Genomic DNA, 23,049 nt, shown 5'->3' on the forward strand with positions numbered 1-23,049 from the left:
CCCGAAAAGGCGGCGCGGTCAGGCGGCCGGGCCGATGTCCCACGGAATGTGCCGCCGGACGTCCGTGAGGTTCATGGACTCCGCCAGGAACAGGTCATCGAGCATGTACTCGTCGACACCCAGGATCTTCAGCCAGTGGCCCGTACCGGAAGTGTCGCCATCCAGGCTCTGGCTGGCCACGCAGACCCCTGTTCCGGTGTCGATCCTGATCAGCGTCCGGCCGGGATGGACCAAGGGCTGGGCGGGATCGGAAGGAACGTAGGTCCGGCTGGGCCTAACGATGGTTTCCAGGGCAGGACGGCCCTCGTGGTCCACTTCCATGGGGGGTTCGAGGAAGACGCGGTTGGTGTCCGGGAATTCGATGGGAACCGGCGCGTTGCCGGCCAACTCCACTGGATCCAAGGCTGCAGGCAGGCGGCCATTGCCGAAGGACGGCTCACCATACGCCGCCTCGGGACGCCTGCGCACCAGCCCGGCGTCGTCGTAGACAGGGGTTACCAGATGCGCCGGCAGCAGCCAGGACCGTCGCGTGGAGCTGACGTACAGGTCATCCCGGGAGTCGTTGATGCCGGTGGTGCTGTGGAGCAATTGACCGTCAGCCGTCTCAAGGCGGAGGGCCCCCGGGCGCCGCAGCCAGGCACGGACAATATTGGCGCCACTGCCGGGCCGCTCAAGATATTCAAATCGCAGGGTGGTCCACTTCCATGGCGAAGAACGGCATAGATTCCGGAATGTGGAGGACAAGTCAAAGCCCGGTTCGTCTGCACTGTAGCGCCCCATATCCACAGTTTACCCAAGCGTTCAAACGGGTCGGACGGGCAAAACGGGGTAGCATCCGAGGGTGATCCGACGACTCTCCGAGCTCTGGACGGCCAGCCCGCTGGGTTTTTGGCTGGTGGCGGCAGCCTGCCTGTATTTCGTGGTGATGGCTGTCCGGCTCACGGTCATCGACGTCCGCAGCCACTTGCTGCCCAACCGGATTGTGCTTCCGTCCTACGGTGTGGCCGGAGTGCTGTTGCTCGCTGCCGCGATCGCGGCGTCGTTTCCCGGTACCCCTACGCAAGGGGCAGCATCCGCCACTCTGTTGGGGGTGCCGGGGCTGGCGGTTCTTGCCGGCGGCGCGGCCCTCTGGTTCTTCTATTTCGTGCTGCGGTTCATCCATCCACCAGGGATGGGCTTTGGCGACGTGAAGCTGGCCGGGGTGCTGGGCCTCTACCTGGGCTATTTGGGTTGGAGCCACATCTTTGCCGGAACCTTTGCGGCCTTCCTCCTGGGAGGGCTTTGGAGCTTGTTCATCCTTGCCGCACGGCGGGGAACGCTGCGTTCGGCCATTCCGTTCGGTCCTTTCATGCTGGCCGGAGCAGCTGTTGCGATGGTGCTGCTGCCCGCATGAGGCTAGCCTGTCTGCAAGGCTGCAAACCGCGCCGGGACCGACCATTCTTGTGAGGAACGCTGAACCATGGGTGCCCCGGATTTTGTGCTCAGACTGCGGGAGAAGATCGGCCATGACCCCCTCTGGCTGCCGGCCGTCAGGGGAGTGGTCTTCGACGACGAAGGCAGGGTGCTGCTGGGCCAGCGGGCCGACAACGGGCACTGGGCCCTCATCACCGGAATGCTCGAACCGGGCGAACACCCCGCCCCAGGGCTGGTGCGCGAGATCTTCGAGGAGACTGCGGTGGTGGCGGAAACGGAACGGATTGTCGGCGTCGGCGTTGTAGGTCCCGTGACCTTTCCGAACGGCGACGTGTGCGACTTCCTGGACATCACCTTCCGGTGCAGGTACGTCTCGGGAGACGCCAGGGTCAATGACGACGAATCACTGGCCGTGGGCTGGTTCGCCTTGGATGATCTTCCGGAGATGAGCGCCGGCAACCTTGAAGCCATCAGGCTTGCCACGGAGCCCGAAGGCCCCGTGGCTTACCAAATGGAGGATTAGTGCTGTTGGCTTCCGGCGTCGGCTGTCGGGCGATCCGTCCTGAGGTCGTCCTCGTCCGGCGCCGTCTGCGTGGTTTCACGGCGCTCAGCCTCAAGCCTGTCAGCCTCCGCGCCCCCGATTGCTTCACCACGGGCCACCATGCCGGCGGTGTCGGAGAGTGGGATCTGCTTCAGCGTGATGGCCAAAACCAGGGCGATGGCGATGAACGGCACCAGGTACCAGAACACTGGAGCCAAGGAATTGGCGTACGCGTTCACAATCGCATCCCGCAACTGCTCAGGCAGCTGCGCCAGGGCTTGGGGATCAAGCGTGCTGGTGGACTGCGAAGCCTGCTCCGCAGAAGCGCCGGCACCGGTGAATGCCTCCCTGAGTGATTCAGCCAGGCGGTTGGTGAAGATGGAACCGAACACGGCGACACCCAGTGATGCACCGACCTCGCGGAAGTAGTTGTTGGTGCTGGTTGCCGTGCCGATCTGGTCCGCCGGAACGGAGTTCTGCACCACCAGGACGATGACCTGCATGATCAGCCCCAGGCCGGCTCCGAAGATGAACAGCTGCACGCAGATGACCCAGATCGGGGTTGCTGCCGTCAGGGTGGTCAGCCACAGCATGGCCGCAATGGTCAACGCCGCACCCAGGATCGGGAACATCTTGTACTTGCCGGTCTTGGAAATACGGATACCGGAGTAGATGGACGTGCCCATCAGGCCAACCATCATCGGCAGCATGAGCAGCCCGGATTCGGCTGCTGAAGTACCGGAGGACATCTGCAGGAAGGTGGGAACGAACGCGATGGCAGCGAACATGCCCAGGCCGAGCGTGAAGCCGATGGCGGTCGCGTTGATGAAGATCGGGTTTTTGAACAGGCTCAGCGGAATGATGGGGTCCTCGGCGCGCCGTTCAACCATGACGAAGGCAAAAGCGGCCAGCACCATGCCGGCGCCAAAGGCCCAGGTGAGGGGTGAATCCCAGCCTTCGTCCTTCTTGCCGCCGAAGTCGGTGAAGAAGATAAGGCAGGTGGTGGCGGCAGAGAGGAAGATGACTCCCAGGATGTCGATCTTCTTTTCGGCCTTTTTGTTGGGAAGCGTCAAGGTGAACCATGCGGTGATAAACGCCGCGATTCCGATGGGGATGTTGATGTAGAACGCCCATTCCCACGTGAGGTGGTCCACGAAGAAGCCGCCCAGCAGCGGTCCGGCGACGGCGGAGAGACCGAAGATGGCGCCCAGCGGACCCATGTACTTGCCGCGCTCCTTGGCGGGAACGATGTCGGCGATGATGGCCTGCGAGAGGATCATCAGGCCGCCGCCGCCCAGACCCTGGATGGCGCGGAAGATCACGAAGCCCCAGAAGTCGGTGGCGAAAGCGCAGCCCACCGAAGCGAGGGTAAACAGGGCGATGGCAACCAGGAACAGGTTGCGCCGGCCCAGGATGTCACCGAACTTGCCGTAGATGGGCATGACGATCGTGGTGGCCAGGAGATAGGCCGTGGTGATCCAGGCCTGGTGCTCGACACCGCCGAGCTTTCCCACGATGGTGGGCATGGCGGTGGAAACGATGGTTTGGTCGAGGCTGGACAGGAGCATGCCTGCGATCAGCGCCGAGAAGATGATCCAGATCCGTTTCTGGGTCAGCAGCAGTGGTTCTGCCGCCTTCGAGAGTGTACTCATGCGGGGTCCTTCGGTGTCTGTGCAGGAGTGGTGTCCAGCGGTTGCGATAAGAGTTTCCGGGCTGCGGCAAGGTTCTGGTCCAGGAGCTCGCGGTAAGGCCGCGTGTTGTCCTCCGAGAAGAACTGATGGGATGTCTTCTTGGAAACAGCGCCGAACACGGCTGAGGCCATGATGATCTCCGGATGTCCGGGGGAGAGGCCCTCACGGGCGGCGATCAGTTCCATGAACTGCCGCTCCCTGGCCTCGCCTTCAAGGGTCATGCGGCCCAGGAGCTGGGGCTCGGCCTTGATGGCAGCAATCAGTTGCTGGATCTCGGTACGGCTGATGGTGGAACGCTCCACGATGTCCACGGTGAGGTGGTACAGGGCAGCGAGCAACGTGGCGGAGATGCCGTCCGGCAGCCGTTCAGGATCCCGGTTGAAGTTATCCAGCGAATCCTGGGGCAGGTCATCGGAGAATGCTCCGATGACTGCGTCTTCCTTGGAGTGGAAGTAGTTGAAGAAGGTCCGGCGGGAGATGCCCGCCTCTTCGCACACCTCTTCCACGGTGTAGCCATTCAGGCCGCGTTCGGCGGTCAGGGTTCGTGCGACTGCCGTGATGGCCAGCCGCGTGGCGGCGCGCTTGCGCTCGCGGAGGCCGCCGTCGATATTTGCACTATTACTCACAAAGTAAAGTTTTGCACTTTTCGACCCAGGGTGCAAAATCCTGCTCGGAGGTCTTGTACACCTGATGCCGCTAAGGAGGTTTCTTGAGGGCACCTGCTGTACAAAAACTCCCGGGTACGACGACGGCCGGTACCTCTCGTGCGAAAGGTACCGGCCGTCGTGCTTTGGGTTTAAGCCAAGGGTCAGGCCTTGTGGGCCGGCGACGTCATGGTGGTGACGTCCAAAGCCTTATCGAGGTCGGCCTCGGAGACCTTGCCTTCGCCTTCGCCAACGAAGCCGAGCTGCTCGGTAGCCTGGCGGATGGTCAGGCCCTCCTTGACGGCGGTCTTGGCGATCTTGGCGGCGTTTTCGTAGCCGATGTACTTGTTCAGCGGCGTCACGATCGAGGGGGAGGCCTCGGCCAGGAACCGGGCGCGCTCGACGTTGGCGGTGATGCCGTCGATCATCTTGTCGGCCATGACGCGGCTGGTGTTGGCCAGCAGACGGATGGACTCGAGGAGGTTGGCGGCCATGACGGGGATGCCGACGTTGAGTTCGAAGGCGCCGTTGGTGCCGGACCAGGCGATGGCGGTGTCGTTGCCGATGACCTGGGCGCACACCATGATGGACGCTTCGCAGATGACCGGGTTGACCTTGCCGGGCATGATCGAGGAGCCGGGCTGGAGGTCCGGAAGGGCGATTTCGCCCAGGCCCGTGTTGGGGCCCGAGCCCATCCAGCGGAGGTCGTTGTTGATCTTCATGAAGGAGATCGCGATGTTGCGCAGCTGGCTGGAGCCCTCGATCAGGCCGTCGCGGTTCGCCTGTGCCTCAAAGTGGTCGCGGGCTTCGGTCAGCGGCAGGCCGGTGTCGGCTGCGAGGAGTTCGATGACGCGCTCCGGGAAGCCGGCCGGGGTGTTGATGCCGGTACCAACAGCGGTACCGCCCAGGGGGACCTCGGCTACGCGGGGGAGAGCGGCGTTGATGCGCTCGATGCCGTAGCGCACCTGCGCTGCGTAACCGCCAAATTCCTGGCCAAGCATGACCGGGGTCGCATCCATGAGGTGCGTACGGCCGGACTTGACGACGTCCTTGAACTCCACGGCCTTGCGGTCCAGGGAAGCTGCCAGGTACTCAAGGGCCGGGATCAGGTCATTGATCAGGGCCGAGGTGGCGGCGACGTGGACGGAAGTCGGGAAGACGTCGTTGGAGGACTGGGAAGCGTTGACGTGGTCGTTGGGGTGGACCACCTTGTCGCTGCCGGCGGCCGAGAGGGCGCGGGAAGCCAGTTCCGCGATGACCTCGTTGGTGTTCATGTTGGACGAGGTACCCGAGCCGGTCTGGAAAACGTCGATCGGGAAGTCGCCGTCGTACTTGCCCGTTGCAACCTCATCGGCAGCTGCGGCGATGGCCTCGGCGAGCTCGCCATCGAGCACCCCCAGTTCGGCGTTCGCCAGTGCGGCGGCCTTCTTGACCCGGGCAAGGGCTTCAATGTGTGTGCGCTCGAGCGTTTTGCCGGAGATGGGGAAGTTCTCCACAGCACGCTGCGTCTGGGCGCGGTACAGGGCGTTCACGGGGACGCGAACTTCGCCCATCGTGTCATGTTCAATACGGAACTCAGTGGTGGAAGTCATGGGGCTAGCTTATGGCGATCCGACGCCTCACAGAAAACCCGGAGGAGAGTGCTACGTGCTCCGGCGTTGCCGCCGGAGCACGTCCTCTTAGAGCTTGCCGATCCCGGAAACGAGGGCCGCGCGGCCCTCATCGAGCTTGTACGACAGGCCGATGACGGCGACGCGGCCGTCGTCGATGGCGTCGGAAATCACACGGGAGCTGTCAGCCAGGCGTGCGGCGGTCTGCTTCACGTGCTCCACCACCATGTCGTTGACGTCTTCCTGCTCGTTGCGCTTGGCAGTCAGGACGGAGGGGGTGATGCGTTCGACGAGGTCCCGGATGAAGCCCGCAGGCATCTCACCGGTCTCGACAGCTGCCTTGGTGGCCTTCACCGCACCACAGCTGTCGTGGCCGAGGATGACGATCAACGGAACCCGGAGTTGGCTGATGCTGTATTCCAGGGAACCGAGGACGGCATCGTCAATCACCTGGCCGGCGGTCCGCACAACAAAAGCATCACCAAGGCCGAGGTCGAAAATGATCTCTGCAGCGAGCCGGGAATCGGAACAACCGAAGATGACGGCGAAGGGGTTTTGGTCCTCGATGAGGGACGAGCGACGGGCGGCATCCTGGTTGGGGTGCAGGGATTCGCCGGAGACAAAGCGTTCGTTGCCCTCGCGGAGACGGCGCCACGCCAGGGCTGGAGTCAGGTAAGTAGGCACGAACCTTACTTTACGACGCAGAGACAGCAGTCAGTGAAACTGTTGCGCGCCAATCGGTCAGGCGGACGGGGCAGCTGAGGCCGAAGGTGCGGTGCCCTGGTCCGCTGACTTGACGACGGCGGTGGCCAACGTCGCGAATTCCTCGAGGCTTGCCGTGCCGCTCAGGATGATGGTGGTGCCCTTGTAGTCCAGGACCATGCTGCGCTTTTCCTTGCCCGAATCGCGCAGTTCCCACTCCTGCCCGCCGGCGTTGCGCGTGCCGGTGACCGGGAGGTTGCCCGTCTGCTGCAATACCCAGGTGGGATTGGCCTTATTGGTCTGGGTGAGGCCGATGAAAGCTTCCTTGGGAGTCAGGAAACCGACCTCCCAAGTGGGCACGCCTGTCCCGCTGCCCGATTCCCACCGCGCGTAATTCGGGGTAAATGTGTCGCCGGTATCGGGAGTGACAGGTGTGAATCCCGCCACACCTTCGGCGTTCCTGGCGATGGAGGAGACATCGATGGGAGGCCTGAAGCCGTCGCCCTTCGGAGCCGGATTCATCAGGACGATGGGGAGGAAAGCCAGCACGCAGACCAAAAGGGCAATGACCATGCCAATCACGGACGCGTTGGCCCGTTTGGCAGCTTTCGCCGCGATGACGGGCTTGAAGGGGGCATCCGGGGCACTGGTTGGCTCAGCCGCGGCAGCATCCGGTTGGTTGCCGGCAGCGGGCTTGTCCTGCGTTTCACTCACCCTCCCATGATCCCTTATCGGGGCAGGGAACACACATCGGGCAACCTCACCGCCGGTATTGCGGCCGGTGGTCATTCAACCACCCGGAGTGGACGTGGCGACTATGATCGTTGGTAGAGGAACCCCGGGTTGCCCCGCGCAACCATGTCCGGTCCCGTGAATCGTCACTCGAAGAAGAGGTTCAAGTGTCTCCTGCACCAATGACCCAGCAGTATTCCACGATTTCGCCGTCGCTCGCCGTCGGCATCGACGAACCCGACCGCAACCTTGCGCTTGAACTCGTCCGCGTCACCGAAGCCGCGGCAATTGCCGGCGGCCACTGGGTAGGTTTCGGCGACAAGAACAAAGCCGACGGTGCCGCCGTCGACGCCATGCGTTCGTTCCTTCACACCGTCCACTTCAACGGCGTCGTGGTGATTGGTGAAGGCGAAAAAGACGAAGCCCCCATGCTGTTCAACGGCGAGCAGGTTGGTGACGGCACCGGTCCCGAGTGCGACGTCGCCGTCGATCCCATCGACGGAACCCGCCTCACCGCCCTGGGCATCAACAACGCCCTCGCAGTGCTGGCAGTCGCTGAGCGCGGCTCCATGTTCGACCCCTCCGCAGTCTTCTACATGGAGAAGCTCGTCACGGGTCCCGAGGCCGCCGACATGGTGGATCTGCGCCTGCCCGTCAAGCAGAACCTGCACCTCATCGCCAAGGCCAAGGGCGTCAAGGTCAACCAGCTCAACGTCATGATCCTTGACCGTGACCGCCACCGCCCTCTGGTTGAAGAGATCCGCGAAGCCGGCGCGCGCACCAAGTTCATCATGGACGGCGACGTCGCAGGCGCCATTGCAGCAGCCCGTACCGGCACCGGCGTCGACGCCCTCATGGGCATCGGCGGCACCCCGGAAGGCATCGTTGCAGCCTGCGCCATCAAGTCCCTCGGCGGCGTCATCCAGGGCCGCCTCTGGCCGACGTCGGACGACGAGAAGCAGAAGGCCATCGACGCCGGACACGACCTCGACCGCGTCCTGTCCACCAACGACCTCGTCACCTCGGACAACTGCTACTTCGCAGCCACCGGCATCACCGACGGCGACCTCCTGCACGGCGTCCGCTACCAGAAGGACCGCGTCCTGACCCAGTCCATCGTGATGCGCTCGAAGTCCGGCACCGTCCGCTTCGTTGATGCTGAGCACCACGCATCCAAGTGGGAGACGTACGCGCGCAAGGCGTAACCTCCGCAGCTCACAGAAGGACGGCGAGCATCGCTCGGCGGCTATCTCCTCGTACCTCGTCGATTTGATGCCGCTGTCGCGATACCCGCCGTCCTTCTCTGTGTCCGGCCGGCTTCCGCTTCGCGCTGTTGTGGGGTGTGCCGGGCGCGGGTGGAGCCGGGAAAGGCTTAGCGGAGTTTGTCGCGGAGCTTCCTGGCCAGCTGGTAGGCGCCGTAGCGGAGTTTGTTGACCGGGAGGTCCCAGGTGCCGGGGTAGGAGACTTCGCGGCCTCCGAAGGATTTCTTGAACGCCGTGAAGCCCGCCCATTTGTGGTCCGGCTGGTCCTCGGGTGCGACGCCCCAGAGGTCCACGTGCTTGAGGCCCTTTTCCTTGGCGTCTGCCATGAGGGTGACCAGGAGGGGGATACCTGCGCTGAGCTTGCGGTGCGTGTCATCGAGTGCCGCGTGGGCGTAGACCCGGGTGTCTGCCGAATCGTAGGCGAAGGCGGCCGCGATGGGCTCACCTTCCAGTTCGGCGATGAACAAGGTTCCGGCCCCTGCAGGCAGCAATGATGCCGCCACCTGGGTCAGGTATTCATCGCTCTGCGGCTTGAAGCCATTCCGCGCCGCCGTCAGGTGGAGGAAGTGCAGCAGGATGGAGATGTCCGCCGGGTCCTGGGAGGTCCGGAACGTCACTCCCTTTTTGTGGATGTTCCGGTACAAGTTCCGGTTTGTTGGCTTCATGCCCGCGAGGACGTCCTTGAAATCCCCGTCCAGATCCACAATCCAGCTGAGTTCCGGCTGCTGGTTGACCGGCGCGGGCCGTAAGCCCCGCGCGCGGAGCAGGGGACCGGCGTCGGACGCGGTAAAACCTGCCGCAGCAGGTTCCATCCGGACGAAGACGGCGTGCTCCGCCTTGGCCAGCGCCACCAAAGCCGCCGTGGCGGCGTCGAATGCTTCGACGGAATCAGCCACAGGCCCATAGGGCGCGTAGATGACTTTGCCGGCGGGGTTCTTCTCCTCAATAGCGAGGAAACTCCATCCGGGGCCGGTTTTTTCGTGGACGCGGCGCCCCAGGGAACGCTGGACTGCCGCCCATGCGGGCGTTTGGAGGAAGAATTCCACGGTTCAGTTCCCCAAGCCTGTCGTGACTGCGAAGGCAATGCTGGTGTCCGTCGCGCCCTGGACCGGGTGGACGTTGACCGGGGCTTCGACGTCGGGGATGAACGCTGCAGCGCCACGTCCAAGCTGGAGGTCGCTCTTGGGCGAGTCGAGAAGCACGGCGCCGGAAACAACCACGACGACGGCGGGCCCGGTCTGCGCCAGCGGCACCGGTGCTGCGTCAGGGCCGAGCTCGATGCGCTGGAGCTGGAACTCCTTGAACGGCGGGCGGTACAGCTCCTGTCCGAACTCCGTCCCGCTGGCCTCGACGCGTGGAACCCCGAGGGATTCGAAACGTACGGTCTTCAACAGTTCCGGAACGTCCACGTGCTTGGGCGTGAGTCCACCGCGAAGGACATTGTCCGAGGACGCCATGACCTCGACGCCCAGGCCGTGCAGATAGGCGTGGATGTTCCCCGCAGGGAGGTAGACCACTTCACCGGGTTCGAGGGACAAATGGTTCAGGAGCAGGGAGATGAGGACGCCGGGGTCTCCGGGGAAGGCTTCATTGATGTCCAGCATTGCGGTCAGCGCTTCCCGGTGCGGCTCCAGCGGTGCCCCGGCAGAAAGTACCGCGACTACCTCGTTAATGGCATCGGAGACGTCACTGCCGCCCTGGATGAGCCGGCTGAAGGCAGCCTTCAGCGCAGCGGAAGCATCAGCTTGCGCAAGGTCGGTGACGACGTCCGCGATAACGGCGGGAACGTCGATGGCGGCGGAGTCAAGGACGTGCGCCAGGTGTTCAAAGATGCCGCGGGAGTCAGCAGGGGAGCGGAAGCCGCACAACGCCTTGAAGGGCGTGAGGGCGAAGATCATTTCCGGCTTGTGGTTGTCATCGCGGTAGTTGCGTTCAGCGGCGTCGGGGGCGATCCCGGCGGCGTTCTCGCGGGCAAACCCTTCACGGGCCTGCTCCAGGCTCGGATGGACCTGGAGGGAAAGCGGCTTTTCGGCCGCCAGGAGCTTGGTGAGGAACGGCAGGCGGGGACCAAATCCGGCGAGGCTTTCGGAGCCAAGGAAGCGCTGCGGATCCGAGGCGATCAAGGCATCCAGGGGCTGGGTGACACCGTTGGGGTGAATGGCCGTCGAAGGGGAGTCCGGGTGGGCCCCGATCCACATTTCGGCCTCCGGGCCGCCCGAGGCCTGCCGGCCCAGCAGTCCGGCGATGGCCGTCGTCGAACCCCACGCATAGGGCCGCAAAACATTCTCAATCTGGTACACGAAAGAAAGTCCTTATCGTTGCGCTGGACGTGGGATGGAACTCAAAGGGGGAATTTACAGTGGTGCGCACTGGCCGTTGGTGGCCACGAGGTCGCGGATGCCTTGCTCATCGCCCTGGGCTTTGAGGCCGTTCAACAACTCAATGGTGATCGGCGTGCCGTCGGGGGTTGTGGTCACCGGAGTGAAGTCCGCAGAGGGTGAAGGCAGTTGGCTTGCGGGCAGCAGGCCAGTAACCGGACCGGCGGCCATGACGGGCCCGGCGCCCGGACGGTCATGGGTCACGACGGCGTCACTTGCCTTGGGGCTGTTGGACGAGGCGAGGACTTCCTGGACCTTGGAGTGGATCAGGTCAAAGTCAGGCACCGTGGAGAACGATGCGTCGAAGTCCGGCGGCCCGATGGTGAGGCGTTTGACGGGCTGGTTCTTGGACTTCAAGGCGAGGTCCACAAAGCTGCCCAGCTGGTTGGACGAGATGTTGGAATCGACCACCTTGGTCCCGGCGTTGGCGATGTCCTCGAACTTGGTCAGGAGAGTGGCCGGGTCCAGCTGCTTGAGCATGGCCTGCTGCACGCATTGCTGGCGTGCAATGCGGGCGTAGTCGTCCACGAATTCGCGGGAGCGGCCGTACCAGAGGGCGTGGAAGCCGTCCAGATGCTGGTCGCCGGCAGGGATCCAGCCCTCGGGCATGCCATGGATTCCGTTGGCCTCATCGGTGACGGGGCCGCTGATGGGTACCCAACCGCCGGCCTTGATGCGGATGCCGCCCATGGCGTCGATGAGTTTGGCGAACCCATCCATATCCACCAGGACATAGGCTTGGACCGTGATACCGAGGGTTCCGGACACAGCTTCCAGGGTTGCCTGTGCGCCCGGATCCTGAACGCCCGGATACAGGTCCTGGTACTTGTTGGTCACCTCGGTGTTGACGGCGTTGATGAGGCACTCGTCGCCGCAGTTGTAGCCCTCGGGGTAGATCTTCCGCATGGGCGAACTCTCGCTGAACTGTGCGTTCTGGAGGTTGCGGGGGACTGAAATGATGGCGCTTTCGCCCGTTTTCGCATCGACGCTGATCACGGACAGGCTATCGGGACGGCGTCCCGTCCTGTCATCGCCGGCGTCGCCACCCATCATCAGGAAGTTGTAACGCCCGTCCACGGGATCGATCGCGGGACCGGCGTCGAAAATACTGCCGATTGCGTTGCGGCTGACGTTCAGGACATAGGCAATGTAGCCCAGCGATCCGCTCGCCAGCACGGTGGAGATTGCCACCACGACGGCAATGATGGGACGCATGCCGGGTGCCAGGAGTGTCGGCCTGATGATCCGCAGGGTGTTGAGGAACAGGTAGGCCCATCCCAGGGCCAGCGCCACGAGGACCACGATAATGAACAGCGACCCCACGGGGTGGGTGACAATGCTCAGCAGCATGGTCCGGTTGGTGACTGCGATGACGATGGTTATCAGCGCCAGCGCCCACACCGTGAGCGTAACGCGCAGCGCGATGCGGCCAAGTTTGCGGTCGCCCGCAACGATTTGTGCGCTGCCGGGGACCAGGAGCGTGAGGAGGACCAGCACGAAGGCGCGTTTGGTCCGCACCGGCGCACTGGCGCCGGATGGATAGCGGACAGGATCAGTCAGGGCGGAACCGGGCTGATTCGTGTTCTTGTGCATGGTAGTCATCCGCTGCCTTCCTAGCGGGGGCTCCGGGCTGACGGGTTGGCAGGGGAGAAGACTTCCTCAACCTTGTGGCGAAGGTTCTCCCCTTTTTTGGTGGCCACATCGTTGAGTTCCTGGGCGAAAGCCAGGAGGTCGCCACGAAGCTTGGCGGCAAGTTCATCAGTACCGGAGGCCAGCATCCGCACGGCCAGGAGGCCGGCGTTGCGGGCCCCTGCAATCGACACCGTGGCGACGGGGACGCCGGCCGGCATCTGCACGATCGACAGCAAGGAGTCCATGCCGTCCAGTGTCTTGAGCGGAACCGGAACGCCGATTACCGGAAGGGGGGTCACCGAGGCCAGCATGCCCGGAAGGTGGGCCGCGCCGCCGGCTCCGGCAATGATGACGCGGAGACCGCGCTGGTGGGCGTTCTGTCCGTAGCTGATCATTTCCGTGGGCATACGGTGGGCCGAAACGACGTCCGCTTCAAAAGGTATGCCGAACTCGGCCAGGGCATCGGCCGCGGCCTCCATGACGGGCCAGTCGGAGTCCGAGCCCATGACGAGTCCTACCAGCGGGGCCTGCGGTGTTGTCGTCATACGGTCTCCTCCAGAGTGGGCTGCTCAGGCTTGCGGCCGTCGCGGATGATGTTGGCCACGGTGGTCGCGCGCTGGCGCACCGAGTCGACGTCGGAGGCAGAGGTGCCCACGAGGTTGACGTGACCGATCTTGCGGCCAGGGCGGACGGACTTGCCGTAGGAATGCACCTTGGCCGCGGGCTCATAGGCCAGCGCCTGCGGGAAGGCCTTGAAGAGGTCCTGGTTTTCGCCCCCGAGGAAGTTTTTCATCACCACTACCGGAGCGAGCGCATCGGTGGCGCCCAGCGGCAGGTCCAGAACTGCACGCAAGTGCTGTTCGAACTGGCTGGTGATGGAACCATCCTGGGTCCAGTGGCCGGTGTTGTGCGGACGCATGGCAAGTTCATTGATCAGGAAGCCCGCGCCGACGCCGGGAGTTTCGAACAACTCTGCCGCCATCACGCCTGTGACGCCGAGCTCATTGGCGATGCGGAGCGCAGCTTCCTCGGCAGCGGCAGCTACTTCCACGGGAATGTTCTGTGCCGGGGCTATGACTTCGTCGCAGACTCCGTCCACCTGGATGGTGTGGACCACCGGCCAGGCCCGGGACTCGCCGCTGGGCGTGCGAGCCACCAGGGCTGAGAGTTCACGGCTGAACTCCACCTTCGCTTCGGCCAGCAGGGGGCTCATGGCCTGGAACCAATCGTTGGTCTCCAGGGCCTCCTGGGCGGAGTCGACAATTCTGACGCCCTTGCCGTCGTAGCCGCCACGAGGTGTCTTCAGCACTACGGGCCAGCCGATCCTGTCACCGAAGGCGACCAGTTCGTCAACCGTGTGCACGGCAGACCATTCGGGGTTGGGCAGGCCCAGGCGGTCAATGGCGGCCCGCATCACGAGCTTGTCCTGGGCGTTGACCAGGGCATCGGGGCCGGGCTGGACATTGACGCCTGCGTCCAACAGCGCCCTCAGGTGCCCGGTGGGGACGTGTTCGTGATCGAACGTCAGTACGTCCAGGCCTTTTGAGAACTCAAGGAGGGCCTCGAGGTCCTTGTAGTCGCCAATGGGGGCCGTGGGTACGGCAGCCACAGCCGAAACGTCCTCGCCTTCGGCCAAAACGCGGAGTTCAAAGCCCAGTGCGGTAGCGGGCGGAGCCATCATTCGTGCGAGTTGGCCGCCGCCAACAACGCCAATTACTGGAAAAGTCACAAGGTTCAGCCTACCGAACCGGCAGGGGGATCACTGATTCTGCCGCCCTTTTGGCGCCATTTATCGTCAGTTCCGGCCACTGTATTGGCGTTCTCACAGCGTACTCCCGGGCAGCGCTTGGAAATCGGCGCTAAAATGGTCGAGGCCCATCGGCCCACTTTCAACGGCCATGGAGGGTCATGATCACCACACTCGCAGATCGCATCCGCGGACTTGCTTCGCTTTTTTGGCGCGAAGTAGCCAAGTTCGGCGCTGTTGGTGGTGTTGCGTTCGTTATCGACAACGGCCTCACGTACTACCTGATGCATGGCCCCATGACCGACAGCCCGTCCAAGGCACGTTTTGTCGGTGCCGTGGTGGCGACGATCTTCTCGTGGATTGCCAACCGGTTCTGGACCTTCCGGCACCGCCGGCAGGACAACGTTGTGCGCGAGTTCGTGATGTTCGTCATCATCAACGGTATCGGCATCGGTATCTCCACCGGCTTCACGTTCATTGCCAACTACTGGTTGAACATCACTGACAAGAACATGCTTTTCGCGGCCGGCGTGGTCGGCATCCTGGTGGCGACAGTGGTCCGCTTCTTTGCCTACCGGTTCCTGGTCTTCAACAAGGAACTCGACCAGGAACCCGAGTTCTCGCACGACCACGAACTTCTGGACATGCATCCCAAGGCCAAGGCGGGGGCGGAAGCCGGCGCCGGCAACCCGTCGACCGGCGAGTTTCCTTCGGTCAAGAAACCCTGACAAACGCTAAGGCCGGCACAAACGCTAAGGCCGGCTGACGCGCTCGTTGTCCAGAAGATGCGCGGTGACCTCGACATCTTCGTGCACCAGCACTACGGAGCCGTCTTCTTTCCATGCTCCCAGGGCGGCCGAGAGGCATGATTCCAAGCCATCGCCGGCGCGGACCAGGAGGCGGACACCCGGTTCCTGCGCAGCCGCGAATCCCTCGAGAAGAGCCGAGTGCGCGTATCCGGCCGTGCCACGTACCGCGGGGTTTTCCGCCCCGGGTTCGTCATGCGCCATGAACACGTCGCCATGGGAGCGGACTTCCGCCGCGTAATCCACGACGCCGGACGGCAGCTCGCCCGGCCAGCGCATCGCAAGCGCTGCGAGCGGCACGGCGACGACCGCGTCGAAGCCCGCCCCGGCGCCGTCGTCGGGCTTGTCGGTTACCAGCAGCTCCGCCGAGGTGCCGTCAAGCACCACTTCCATGCCTAACTGCCAGGCGGCAAGGGCCCACACAAAGGACTTCCAGTGCGCGGGGAGGTCCAGCCGGACGGCCATTCCGGGCTCGGCATCGAGTTCGTCCTGCAGCAGGTTGCCAGTCTTGGCCACCCAGTTGTCGAAGACCCGTCCGGAGAGTTCAACACGCTCGGAGCCGGGGCCGTACCAGGTGAGCCTGGGCGAGGTGGAATGCCCGGACCTCAGGGCGGTCATCAAGTTCACTGCCGGAATGCTCATGGATCAATCTTGCCACGCAGGTCCCGCACCACTCCGGGCAGCAACCCCTTGGATGTGAATTGCGACACATCAATGTTTGTCCATTCGCTGGGCTTCGGGAGGGTGCCGCTGCTATTTCCGCGGAAATTCAACGAAAGTTAACCTCAACCGATCCTGTGCTTCCATTTCCCGCGGCAATCCGCGGAAGCCGCGGCCTGGATGTTGGGCGTGGCGCATCCCACTTTTCCACAGCTTCTTGATTATTATCCCGGCGCGGCTTGACTGGCGGGTAGTTACACGCGTGTAATTAGTAATCAACGCCGCTGCGCAGACAACCCGGACACCGGGAATCGGAAACACATCCAAGCAGCAGCTGCAAACTCAGGAGGGACGCCATGGGGCAAGCGTTGCGTATCCAGAAAGATGCAGTCGTCGCAGAACATGCGTCGGTGAAATACCGTTCGCGGGAGGTGCCGGGAGACTGGTACGTAGACCCTGCGGATCCGGAAGCGGCAGACCGATACAACCAGAATGTGCAGCAGTCTTTGGAGGATCAGGCGACAGCCCTCCTCGCAGCACATGAGGCATTGATTGGCGACCTGCCGGCTGGTCCGGAAGAAGACCTCGACGATCCTCCCATGGAGCTGCGCCGTCCGCTTGAGACGCCCGGACAGCCTGTGTGGATCGGTCTCCCCGGCCAAGGGGATTTCGATGACGAAGGTGAACTTGGCTGGCAGACGGACGCGCTGTGCGCGCAGACCGATCCTGAAGCGTTTTTCCCTGAAAAGGGCGGATCGACCCGGGATGCCAAGAAAGTGTGCGGAGCGTGCAACGTTCGCTCGCAGTGCTTGGAGTATGCCCTCGCCAATGACGAGCGGTTCGGTATTTGGGGCGGGCTTTCCGAGCGGGAGCGCCGTCGGCTAAGGAAGCGAGCGGTCTAATTCTCAAGGAAGTGCACGTTACCGCCGTCGTGGTTTCCCACGACGGCGGCAACTATCTGCCCAGGACATTGGCGGCATTGTCGGACCAGACGCGTTCGGCAGATGCCGCCATTGGCGTTGATACAGGTTCCACGGACAACTCCCTGGACCTGCTCCGGGAGGCCTTTGGCCAAGGCAATGCCACCACATTCCACCAAGCCAAGTCAGGCTTTGGCGCGGCTGTCCGTGCGGGGTTGCAGGAGCTCGCTCCCGCCGCTGCTGCGACCGGTGACAGCCGGACCGTGGAGTGGATCTGGCTCCTGCATGATGATGCGGCGCCCGCGCCTGACGCGTTGGCGGAGCTGCTCCATGCCGTTGAGCGCGCGCCGTCGGTAACCGTCGCTGGTTGCAAGCAGCTCGGCTGGGACAACGACCGGCACTTGGTGGATGTGGGCCTCTCAACGAGCCGCTGGGCTGAGCGACTCACCCTGATTGACGCCGACGAAGTCGACCAAGGGCAGTACGACGCCCGCTCCGACACATTCGCGGTCAATTCGGCGGGCATGCTGATCCGACGCGATGTCTGGGAACAGTTGGACGGGTTCGACCCAGCGCTGCCCGGCAGCGGCGACGACGTCGATTTTTGCTGGCGGAACTGGCTCGCCGGGAACCGCGTGGTGGTTGTGCCCAGCGCCCGGATGTTCCACGTTGAGCACCGCCCCCATGGCCTGGGAACGTCCTCGGCAGCGCGCAAGGCCCAGATCCACCTGCGCCTGAAGCACACGCCCTGGTGGAACGTTCCCTTCCAGGCTTTGGGAGCACTTTTTGGCGCGGTTGTCCGCCTGGTGCTGAGCATCCTGGTGAAGGAGCCAGGCTATGGCTTCTCCCAGTTCACTGCCACACTTGCCGCTTTGATGCGTCCTGTCGCAATCGCGAGGGGGCGCCGCACAGCTGCGAAAACGCGACGGGTCCATCGTTCCGTCGTCCGGGGCCTCCAGACACCAACACGCGAGGTCCGGGCCAACCGGCGGTCCTTGCTGGAAGCCATCCGGCCTGCCGATGACGCCGCGCCCGTGAGCGACCTGCTGGCTCCCGAACCAAGTGGCGACGCCGCCGACGACTTCGCCGCCCTGGCCACGAACGAACGTGGCTGGGTGGGAACGGGTGCTGTTGCCGCCGCATGCGTTGCCCTGGCAGCGGCCCTCGTGGGTTTGCTGGGTCTGCTCCGTTCCGGCGCGATCACCGGTGGTGGGCTTCTCCCGCTTTCCGCAACACCGGCCGGGATCTGGGCCAACGCCTCCACGTGGTGGATTTCCCTGGGCGCCGGACTTCCGGGCCACGGAGATCCCTTTGGCTACGTCTTATGGGTGCTGTCGATCCTCGGTGGCGGGGATGCGAATGCATCCATGGCGTGGCTCCTCGTCCTGGCCATGCCTTTGTCCGCTGTCGGAGCATGGTTCGCATCGGGTGCCTTGACCACCAAGCGCCGGTTCCGGACCGTGGCAGCCCTGCTGTGGGCCGGTGCGCCGAGTCTCCTGATCGCCATCAACGAAGGCCGCGTCGGTGCCCTCGTGGCGCACATCATGATGCCGTTGCTGCTCCTGGCCCTGGTGCGGGCGTCCGGATCTGCCCTCGGTCAAACGAGCACGGCACAATCAAGCACGGCGGGCGCGCAGCGAAGCGCGTCAGCCGTTGCGGGCCGGTTCCCGGCCCCTCTTCGCGGTAAGCCCGGCATCAACGGGACACCCTCCTGGACGGCTGCAGCGGCCGCCGGCCTGGTGATGGCCGTCGTCACCGCCTCAGCACCATCGTTGCTGGGCCCCATTGCCGTTGCAGTGATCCTCGCTGCCGTAGTTCTGGGACAGCGCGGCAAAACCATGTGGTGGTCGTTACTGCCGACTCTTGCCTTGTTCCTTCCGTACGGCATTTCCGTCCTCGACAGGCCCCGGTCCCTGCTGGCTGATCCTGGACTTCCCCTTGCTTTTGATGCGGCTCCCTTGTGGCAGCAGCTACTCGGCCAACCGCTGGCTTTCAGTATCGACGGCGGCCTGACGGGACTGTCGGTGTTCGGTCCCGGTGCTGTTCCGTGGGCTTTGATCCTGGCTTTGCTGATTGGGGCTCCGGTGTTGCTGCTTGCGGTGGCCTCGCTGTTCCTCCCCGGCAAACGCACAGCATTGGCCAGGGTGTTCTGGCTGGCTGCGCTGGCCACCTTGGCCAGCGCCTGGTTGGTGGGGCATGTAGCCACCGGCGTCAACAACAACGTCATTGTCGGGCCGTTTACCGGTCCGGCGGTTTCAGCATCAGGCATGTTGCTGCTCGGTGCTGCCCTGCTCGGAGCGGAGAAGCTCTTTTCGGCGAGCCGGCGGGCATCCGATCCTGCCCGCCGGAAGTTCCAGATGCGTCGCGTCGCGTCCGGTGTGGTGGTTGCTCTCCTCGTTGCCGGGCCCGTGGCCGGAATGGGTGCCTGGGCTGCGCAGAACGTCCTGCAGCCCTCGACGTCGACGGATTCACCGGCTGCCCCGGCAGCCCGGCAAGCGGCCTCGTCATTGGGTAGCCCGCGTCAGGTCCGGCCGATGGAATCAGGCACGCTGCCTGCTACCGCCGTCGACCGCGGCCAGGGACCCGAGCGAACGCGGACATTGGTGATCACCAGCGGCGAGCAAGGTGCGTTTACCTCCTCGCTCATGCGAGGGGCCGGAACAACCCTGGACAGCTTGTCCACCATCGCCTCGGCGAGGACCATCATTGGCGCTCCCGGACGCGAGGAAATCACGAGCGATGACGCCGCTACAGCGTCTCTGCGGCGGGCAGTGGCCACTATCGTGGCGAGCACCGGCGTTGACCCGCGTCCCGACCTCGAGCAACTCGGTGCCGGTTTCGTGGTCCTCAAGGCCGCGGACAATGCTGCCCAACTGACGGCAAGCAGAATCGACGCCGTCCCAGGGTTGGTGGCTGTCGGCCAGACCGACGCCGGGTGGTTGTGGCGCGTAACTCCGCGGAACCAGCCCTCGGCGGGCGCCGCAGAAACGGCGCATCGTGTCCGTATCATCGACGCCCAAGGAAGCACTGTGGGCACCTTGCCTTCGGAGGATGTGAACGTCAACGCCAGCGTCCCATCCGGTGATGAGGGCAGGAAAGTGGTCGTGGCTGAGCGATCGGATCCCGGTTGGACGGCCACCTTGGACGGTAAGCAGCTGCAGGCAACAACATCCGGGTGGTCACAGGCGTTCGACCTGCCGGCCGGTGGCGGACAGTTGGAGATCCGCTACACGAACCCGTGGGCCCTGTGGCTCGGGATCCTGCAGGCCGTAGTGATCGCCTTGACGGTCCTGCTGGCGATCCCGATGCCTGCCCGCCGGTCTCGTACCGGCATGTCGAGGGACGAAGTCTCCCTCCGTAAGGAGTACAGCAGTGTCTGACGAGCAGAAGAAAAACGCCGACGACGCACCGCAGACGGCCGGCGAAACGCCGGTCGAGGACAAGCCAACGTTTAAAGGAAAGTCTCGCCGCGGCGAACAGTCCTCCCGCGGCGAACAGTCTTCCCGCAGCGAACAGTCTTCCCGCAGCATGCGGGGGTCCCGAAGCTCCAGCAAAGGCATGGTCACCGGTGTTCTGTCGGCAGTGGTCATCCTGGCTGCCGGGGGAGGCGCTGTGGCTGCCAGCTCGATGGTTCCGGGTCCCTCCGGCGGCACGAGCACCGACGTGCAGCAGGCGGATGTTCCCGCCGGCAGGGCCTTGGGCGTCTGCCCGGAACCGGCCCGCCTGGTCAATGGGACAGTGGTGGGCACGGATGCTGACTTCAGCCCCGTGTCGACGACGGCTACCAGCGCGCTCAACGCTGTGGTGCTGAGCAATCCGGCCGGCACCGTTCCCGGCAGCAAGGTCACTTCCCTTGGAGGCGGGAACGTCGCGGAAATCGCCAAGACTCCCACGAGCACTCCTACGCCGACGGCGGGTCCCCCTGTGCTTGCTGCGGGCGTGGCTTCCATCAGTCCGGTAACCTCGCCCACGGTGGTGGAAGCCGGGCCCATCGGAAACGAGCAAGCATCCTTGGCAGCCCACCTCAGTTACTCGGCAACCGACGGCGACCTCCGTGGCCTCGCTTCCGCACAATGCCAGCCGCCGAGCAACGATGCGTGGGTGCTGGGCGCGAACACGGCTGTCGGCCGCACAGCTGTCCTCAATCTCAGCAATTCATCAGAGACGCCCGCCACGGTGAGCCTTGATCTCTACGGGTACGAAGGTCAGATTCAGGCTCCGGGTGCCAGGGGGCTTCTGGTGGCGCCGGGAACCACCCGCTCCGTGAACCTCGCCGGGCTCGCTCCGGGCCAATCCCAGCTGGGCATCCGCGTGCGCAGCACTGGCGGTCCGGTGGCCGGGACCATCCAGCAGAGCGTACTGCGCGGGCTGGCTCCCGGGGGAGTCGAATACCTCTCACCGGGCGAAGGACCGTCGAACCTCCAGGTGATGTCCGGCGTCGACATCCAGGACTCGGAAGGCATCAAGGCACTCGCCGCCAAGTCAGGATTCGCGGACGCTGTGCCGGCACTCCAGATCGCTGTTCTGGGCTCAACGGACGCCGTGGTCCAGGTCAAGTTGTATGGTGCGAACGGCGAGCGAAAGCTTCCCAACGGGGGAGTGGTGACGGTCAAGGGTGGATCCGTTGCCTCGCTGAGCCTCGATGGAGTTCCGGCCGGCAGTTACACAATCCGTGCCAGCTCGGACGTTTCCTTCGTGGCATCGGCCAGGGTCACCCGCGGCTCAAAGGCCGAAGAGGCCACCGATTTCGCCTGGTCTCCAGCATCGGCCCGGCTTGGCAGCCAGCACCTGGTGGCCGTTCCCCGCGATGGCCTGCGTTCCCTGAGCTTCGGGGTGCCCGAAGGCCGCGCTACCGTCAGCTACGCCCCGGTCACGGCCGACGGCAAAGTAGGCAAGGCTGTTGACATGGACCTTGCCGGTGGAACCACGTCAGTCATTGAGCTCCCTGCAAAGGCCGGGGACGCGGTCATAGCGGGATACGTTGTTTCCGCATCCGGCGATCCCGTCTACGGCGCGCTGGTCCTTGGAAAACAGGGCCGCAACGATGTGTCTGTTGTCGCGATCCAGGATGCTGCGGCGGGACTTGAAAAGGTTCCCGTTTCCGTCGGCTACTAGCGGCGGTTCGGTCCGCTACAGGCCTCACCGGCCAGCCGGGTGACCGGCGTCGTCCTATTGGTACCGGCGCCGGTACACCGGGTCCAGTGTCTCCGGCGGTACGCCCAACATTTCCGCGGTGTATTCCACCACGACGTCATGGACGAGATCCTGCAACTCTTCCCTGGTGTTGGAGCCCTGCTCCACCACCCGGCGGTAGACCGTGATCATCGGCGGTTCTCCACGGCCGCCGGGAGTGTAGGACCCCATGGGTGCAGGGTTGCCGGTGGCAACGAGCTGTTCCAGGTTCGGCGGGATCTCATCAACGGCGAAGAGAACGCCGTCCAATTGTTTGCCCCACATGTCCTGGAGGCGTTCGGCGGAGTCAAGCACCATGTCGTCGAAACGCTCGGAACGCGTCCGGAAACCCGGAAGATTGGGCAGCATCAGCTCGCCACGCAGTCCCCTGCCATGACGGTTGCGGCGGCGTTTCCGGAACCCCCGCACGCCCGGTACGGCGTGTTCCTCTGTCTGATCGCCATCGGCGTCAGTCCACCGGACGGTAAACCCGGGAACATGTGGCTGTGACTGCATATATCGACTTTAGTCCTGAGGAACCGCCAGCGCGACATCATCGTGCACACCGCGCCGGAGCTGCCGATACCAGCCCCTCCCGGGCAGCCACGGACGCTCAATGCGCGCTACGGGAGCCAAGTGGCGCTAATCTGGGATGTTGTGGGTGCTATTCGTCAGTGTTCAAGATCAGCCTGCCGCCAGTCTGCGGTGGCCACTTTGACGTACGTGTACGCCGATTCAACGGCCGTCCTGGGTCCCCTAGCCACGTACGCCGAACCGCACGCCTACGACCTCTGCACGCAGCACGCCGAGAGCCTCACCGTTCCCCGGGGTTGGGAAGTGCTGCGCCTGGCCATGCCCAGCACGCCACCCCAGCCCGGACCCGACGATCTGCTCGCTCTGGCCAACGCCGTCCGTGAGGCTGCCTCCGCGGCACCCGAAACGCCGGCCCGCCACAACCACACGCAGATGGAGCCGCCCGCAAGCGTCGAAGGTACCCGCCGGGGACACCTGCGGATCCTCCGCGAACCGTCCTAAACCACCGAAGGTGACTGCACCGGCGTCGTGACTCAAAGCGGCGTCGTGATCAAAACCCTGCGATCTTGCGCGGTAGTCTGGAATCTGCAGATAAATCCGCCAGC

At 64.2% G+C, this 23,049-nt stretch carries 21 protein-coding genes; 8 read left to right on the forward strand and 13 right to left on the reverse strand.

The annotated features are described in order from the left end of the window. Nucleotides 1-18: 18 nt before the first annotated feature. Nucleotides 19-780 (reverse strand): hypothetical protein, encoded by a 762-nt coding sequence (locus ACNAOU_RS06615; RefSeq protein WP_422758315.1) that lies wholly within the window; start codon nucleotides 778-780, stop codon nucleotides 19-21. 61 nt (nucleotides 781-841) lie between these two features. Between ACNAOU_RS06615 and ACNAOU_RS06620 the strand changes: the two genes are divergently transcribed. Together ACNAOU_RS06620 and ACNAOU_RS06625 are read left to right on the forward strand one after the other, a co-directional pair. Further along, on the forward strand, nucleotides 842-1,393 hold the full coding sequence (locus tag ACNAOU_RS06620) for a prepilin peptidase (protein ID WP_079581093.1): 552 nt from the start codon (nucleotides 842-844) through the stop codon (nucleotides 1,391-1,393). Nucleotides 1,394-1,459: 66 nt separating this feature from the next. Beyond that, nucleotides 1,460-1,936: an NUDIX hydrolase gene (locus ACNAOU_RS06625; protein WP_018777301.1), complete on the forward strand. Its 477-nt coding sequence runs from the start codon at nucleotides 1,460-1,462 to the stop codon at nucleotides 1,934-1,936. Here the strand turns inward: ACNAOU_RS06625 and ACNAOU_RS06630 are convergent. The 5 genes from ACNAOU_RS06630 to ACNAOU_RS06650 form a co-directional block, all read right to left on the reverse strand. After that, nucleotides 1,933-3,606, reverse strand: a complete 1,674-nt coding sequence (locus tag ACNAOU_RS06630; RefSeq protein ID WP_039240319.1) for an MDR family MFS transporter — start codon at nucleotides 3,604-3,606, stop codon at nucleotides 1,933-1,935. The two genes, ACNAOU_RS06625 and ACNAOU_RS06630, sit on opposite strands and share 4 nt — an antisense overlap. Continuing rightward, entirely contained in the window at nucleotides 3,603-4,271 is a 669-nt protein-coding gene (locus ACNAOU_RS06635) for a TetR/AcrR family transcriptional regulator (RefSeq protein ID WP_018777303.1), read from the reverse strand. The genes ACNAOU_RS06630 and ACNAOU_RS06635 overlap by 4 nt, the downstream gene beginning before the upstream one ends. 182 nt (nucleotides 4,272-4,453) lie before the next feature. Beyond that, nucleotides 4,454-5,881, reverse strand: a complete 1,428-nt coding sequence (locus tag ACNAOU_RS06640; protein ID WP_055974872.1) for a class II fumarate hydratase — start codon at nucleotides 5,879-5,881, stop codon at nucleotides 4,454-4,456. 87 nt (nucleotides 5,882-5,968) lie between these two features. Further along, nucleotides 5,969-6,583: a carbonic anhydrase gene (locus tag ACNAOU_RS06645; protein ID WP_018777305.1), complete on the reverse strand. Its 615-nt coding sequence runs from the start codon at nucleotides 6,581-6,583 to the stop codon at nucleotides 5,969-5,971. Nucleotides 6,584-6,640: 57 nt separating this feature from the next. After that, nucleotides 6,641-7,315: a DUF4245 domain-containing protein gene (locus ACNAOU_RS06650; protein WP_018777306.1), complete on the reverse strand. Its 675-nt coding sequence runs from the start codon at nucleotides 7,313-7,315 to the stop codon at nucleotides 6,641-6,643. Nucleotides 7,316-7,515: 200 nt separating this feature from the next. On the opposite strand from ACNAOU_RS06650, the gene glpX reads away from it, so the two are divergent. Continuing rightward, nucleotides 7,516-8,538 carry a class II fructose-bisphosphatase gene (gene glpX, locus ACNAOU_RS06655; protein WP_018777307.1) on the forward strand — a complete coding sequence of 341 codons (1,023 nt, stop codon included), beginning with the start codon at nucleotides 7,516-7,518 and terminating at the stop codon, nucleotides 8,536-8,538. 167 nt (nucleotides 8,539-8,705) lie between these two features. Here the strand turns inward: glpX and ACNAOU_RS06660 are convergent, their stop codons facing one another. From ACNAOU_RS06660 to ACNAOU_RS06680, 5 genes are read right to left on the reverse strand one after another with little or no spacing between them, the layout of a single operon-like run. Continuing rightward, nucleotides 8,706-9,641: a lipid II:glycine glycyltransferase FemX gene (locus ACNAOU_RS06660; protein WP_018777308.1), complete on the reverse strand. Its 936-nt coding sequence runs from the start codon at nucleotides 9,639-9,641 to the stop codon at nucleotides 8,706-8,708. 3 nt (nucleotides 9,642-9,644) lie between these two features. Then, entirely contained in the window at nucleotides 9,645-10,895 is a 1,251-nt protein-coding gene (gene manA, locus ACNAOU_RS06665) for a mannose-6-phosphate isomerase, class I (protein WP_055974875.1), read from the reverse strand. Between the two features lie 54 nt (nucleotides 10,896-10,949). Then, nucleotides 10,950-12,575, reverse strand: a complete 1,626-nt coding sequence (locus ACNAOU_RS06670; protein WP_422758316.1) for an LCP family protein — start codon at nucleotides 12,573-12,575, stop codon at nucleotides 10,950-10,952. Nucleotides 12,576-12,586: 11 nt separating this feature from the next. Beyond that, nucleotides 12,587-13,150 (reverse strand): 5-(carboxyamino)imidazole ribonucleotide mutase, encoded by a 564-nt coding sequence (gene purE / locus ACNAOU_RS06675; protein ID WP_018777311.1) that lies wholly within the window; start codon nucleotides 13,148-13,150, stop codon nucleotides 12,587-12,589. Then, nucleotides 13,147-14,334 carry a 5-(carboxyamino)imidazole ribonucleotide synthase gene (locus tag ACNAOU_RS06680; protein WP_422758317.1) on the reverse strand — a complete coding sequence of 396 codons (1,188 nt, stop codon included), beginning with the start codon at nucleotides 14,332-14,334 and terminating at the stop codon, nucleotides 13,147-13,149. Before ACNAOU_RS06680 ends, purE begins: the two co-directional genes overlap by 4 nt. Before the next feature lie 179 nt (nucleotides 14,335-14,513). Between ACNAOU_RS06680 and ACNAOU_RS06685 the strand changes: the two genes are divergently transcribed. Beyond that, a complete protein-coding gene (locus ACNAOU_RS06685; RefSeq protein ID WP_018777313.1) occupies nucleotides 14,514-15,080 on the forward strand; it encodes a GtrA family protein in 567 nt (188 codons plus the stop codon). A gap of 24 nt (nucleotides 15,081-15,104) precedes the next feature. Here ACNAOU_RS06685 and ACNAOU_RS06690 read toward each other — a convergent pair whose 3' ends face one another. Then, a complete protein-coding gene (locus tag ACNAOU_RS06690; RefSeq protein WP_422758318.1) occupies nucleotides 15,105-15,800 on the reverse strand; it encodes a TIGR03089 family protein in 696 nt (231 codons plus the stop codon). A 374-nt stretch (nucleotides 15,801-16,174) separates the two neighbouring features. Here ACNAOU_RS06690 and ACNAOU_RS06695 point away from each other — a divergent pair, with 374 nt between their 5' ends. From ACNAOU_RS06695 to ACNAOU_RS06705, 3 genes are all read left to right on the forward strand, one after another. Continuing rightward, complete coding sequence (locus ACNAOU_RS06695) at nucleotides 16,175-16,720, forward strand: WhiB family transcriptional regulator (protein ID WP_422758319.1); 546 nt, start codon at nucleotides 16,175-16,177, stop codon at nucleotides 16,718-16,720. An 11-nt stretch (nucleotides 16,721-16,731) separates the two neighbouring features. Beyond that, entirely contained in the window at nucleotides 16,732-20,118 is a 3,387-nt protein-coding gene (locus ACNAOU_RS06700; RefSeq protein WP_422758320.1) for a glycosyltransferase, read from the forward strand. 148 nt (nucleotides 20,119-20,266) lie between these two features. Then, nucleotides 20,267-21,853 (forward strand): DUF5719 family protein, encoded by a 1,587-nt coding sequence (locus tag ACNAOU_RS06705; protein WP_422758664.1) that lies wholly within the window; start codon nucleotides 20,267-20,269, stop codon nucleotides 21,851-21,853. Nucleotides 21,854-21,907: 54 nt separating this feature from the next. On the opposite strand, the gene ACNAOU_RS06710 is transcribed toward ACNAOU_RS06705, so the two are convergent. Continuing rightward, entirely contained in the window at nucleotides 21,908-22,426 is a 519-nt protein-coding gene (locus ACNAOU_RS06710; protein ID WP_018777318.1) for a metallopeptidase family protein, read from the reverse strand. A gap of 141 nt (nucleotides 22,427-22,567) precedes the next feature. On the opposite strand from ACNAOU_RS06710, the gene ACNAOU_RS06715 reads away from it, so the two are divergent. Further along, nucleotides 22,568-22,945, forward strand: a complete 378-nt coding sequence (locus ACNAOU_RS06715) for a DUF3499 domain-containing protein (RefSeq protein ID WP_026267105.1) — start codon at nucleotides 22,568-22,570, stop codon at nucleotides 22,943-22,945. Nucleotides 22,946-23,049 lie beyond the last annotated feature (104 nt).

Origin of the sequence: Paenarthrobacter sp. C1 (genome assembly GCF_049315185.1) — a bacterium.
In the GTDB taxonomy this organism is placed as follows: Bacteria; Actinomycetota; Actinomycetes; order Actinomycetales; family Micrococcaceae; genus Arthrobacter; species Arthrobacter nicotinovorans.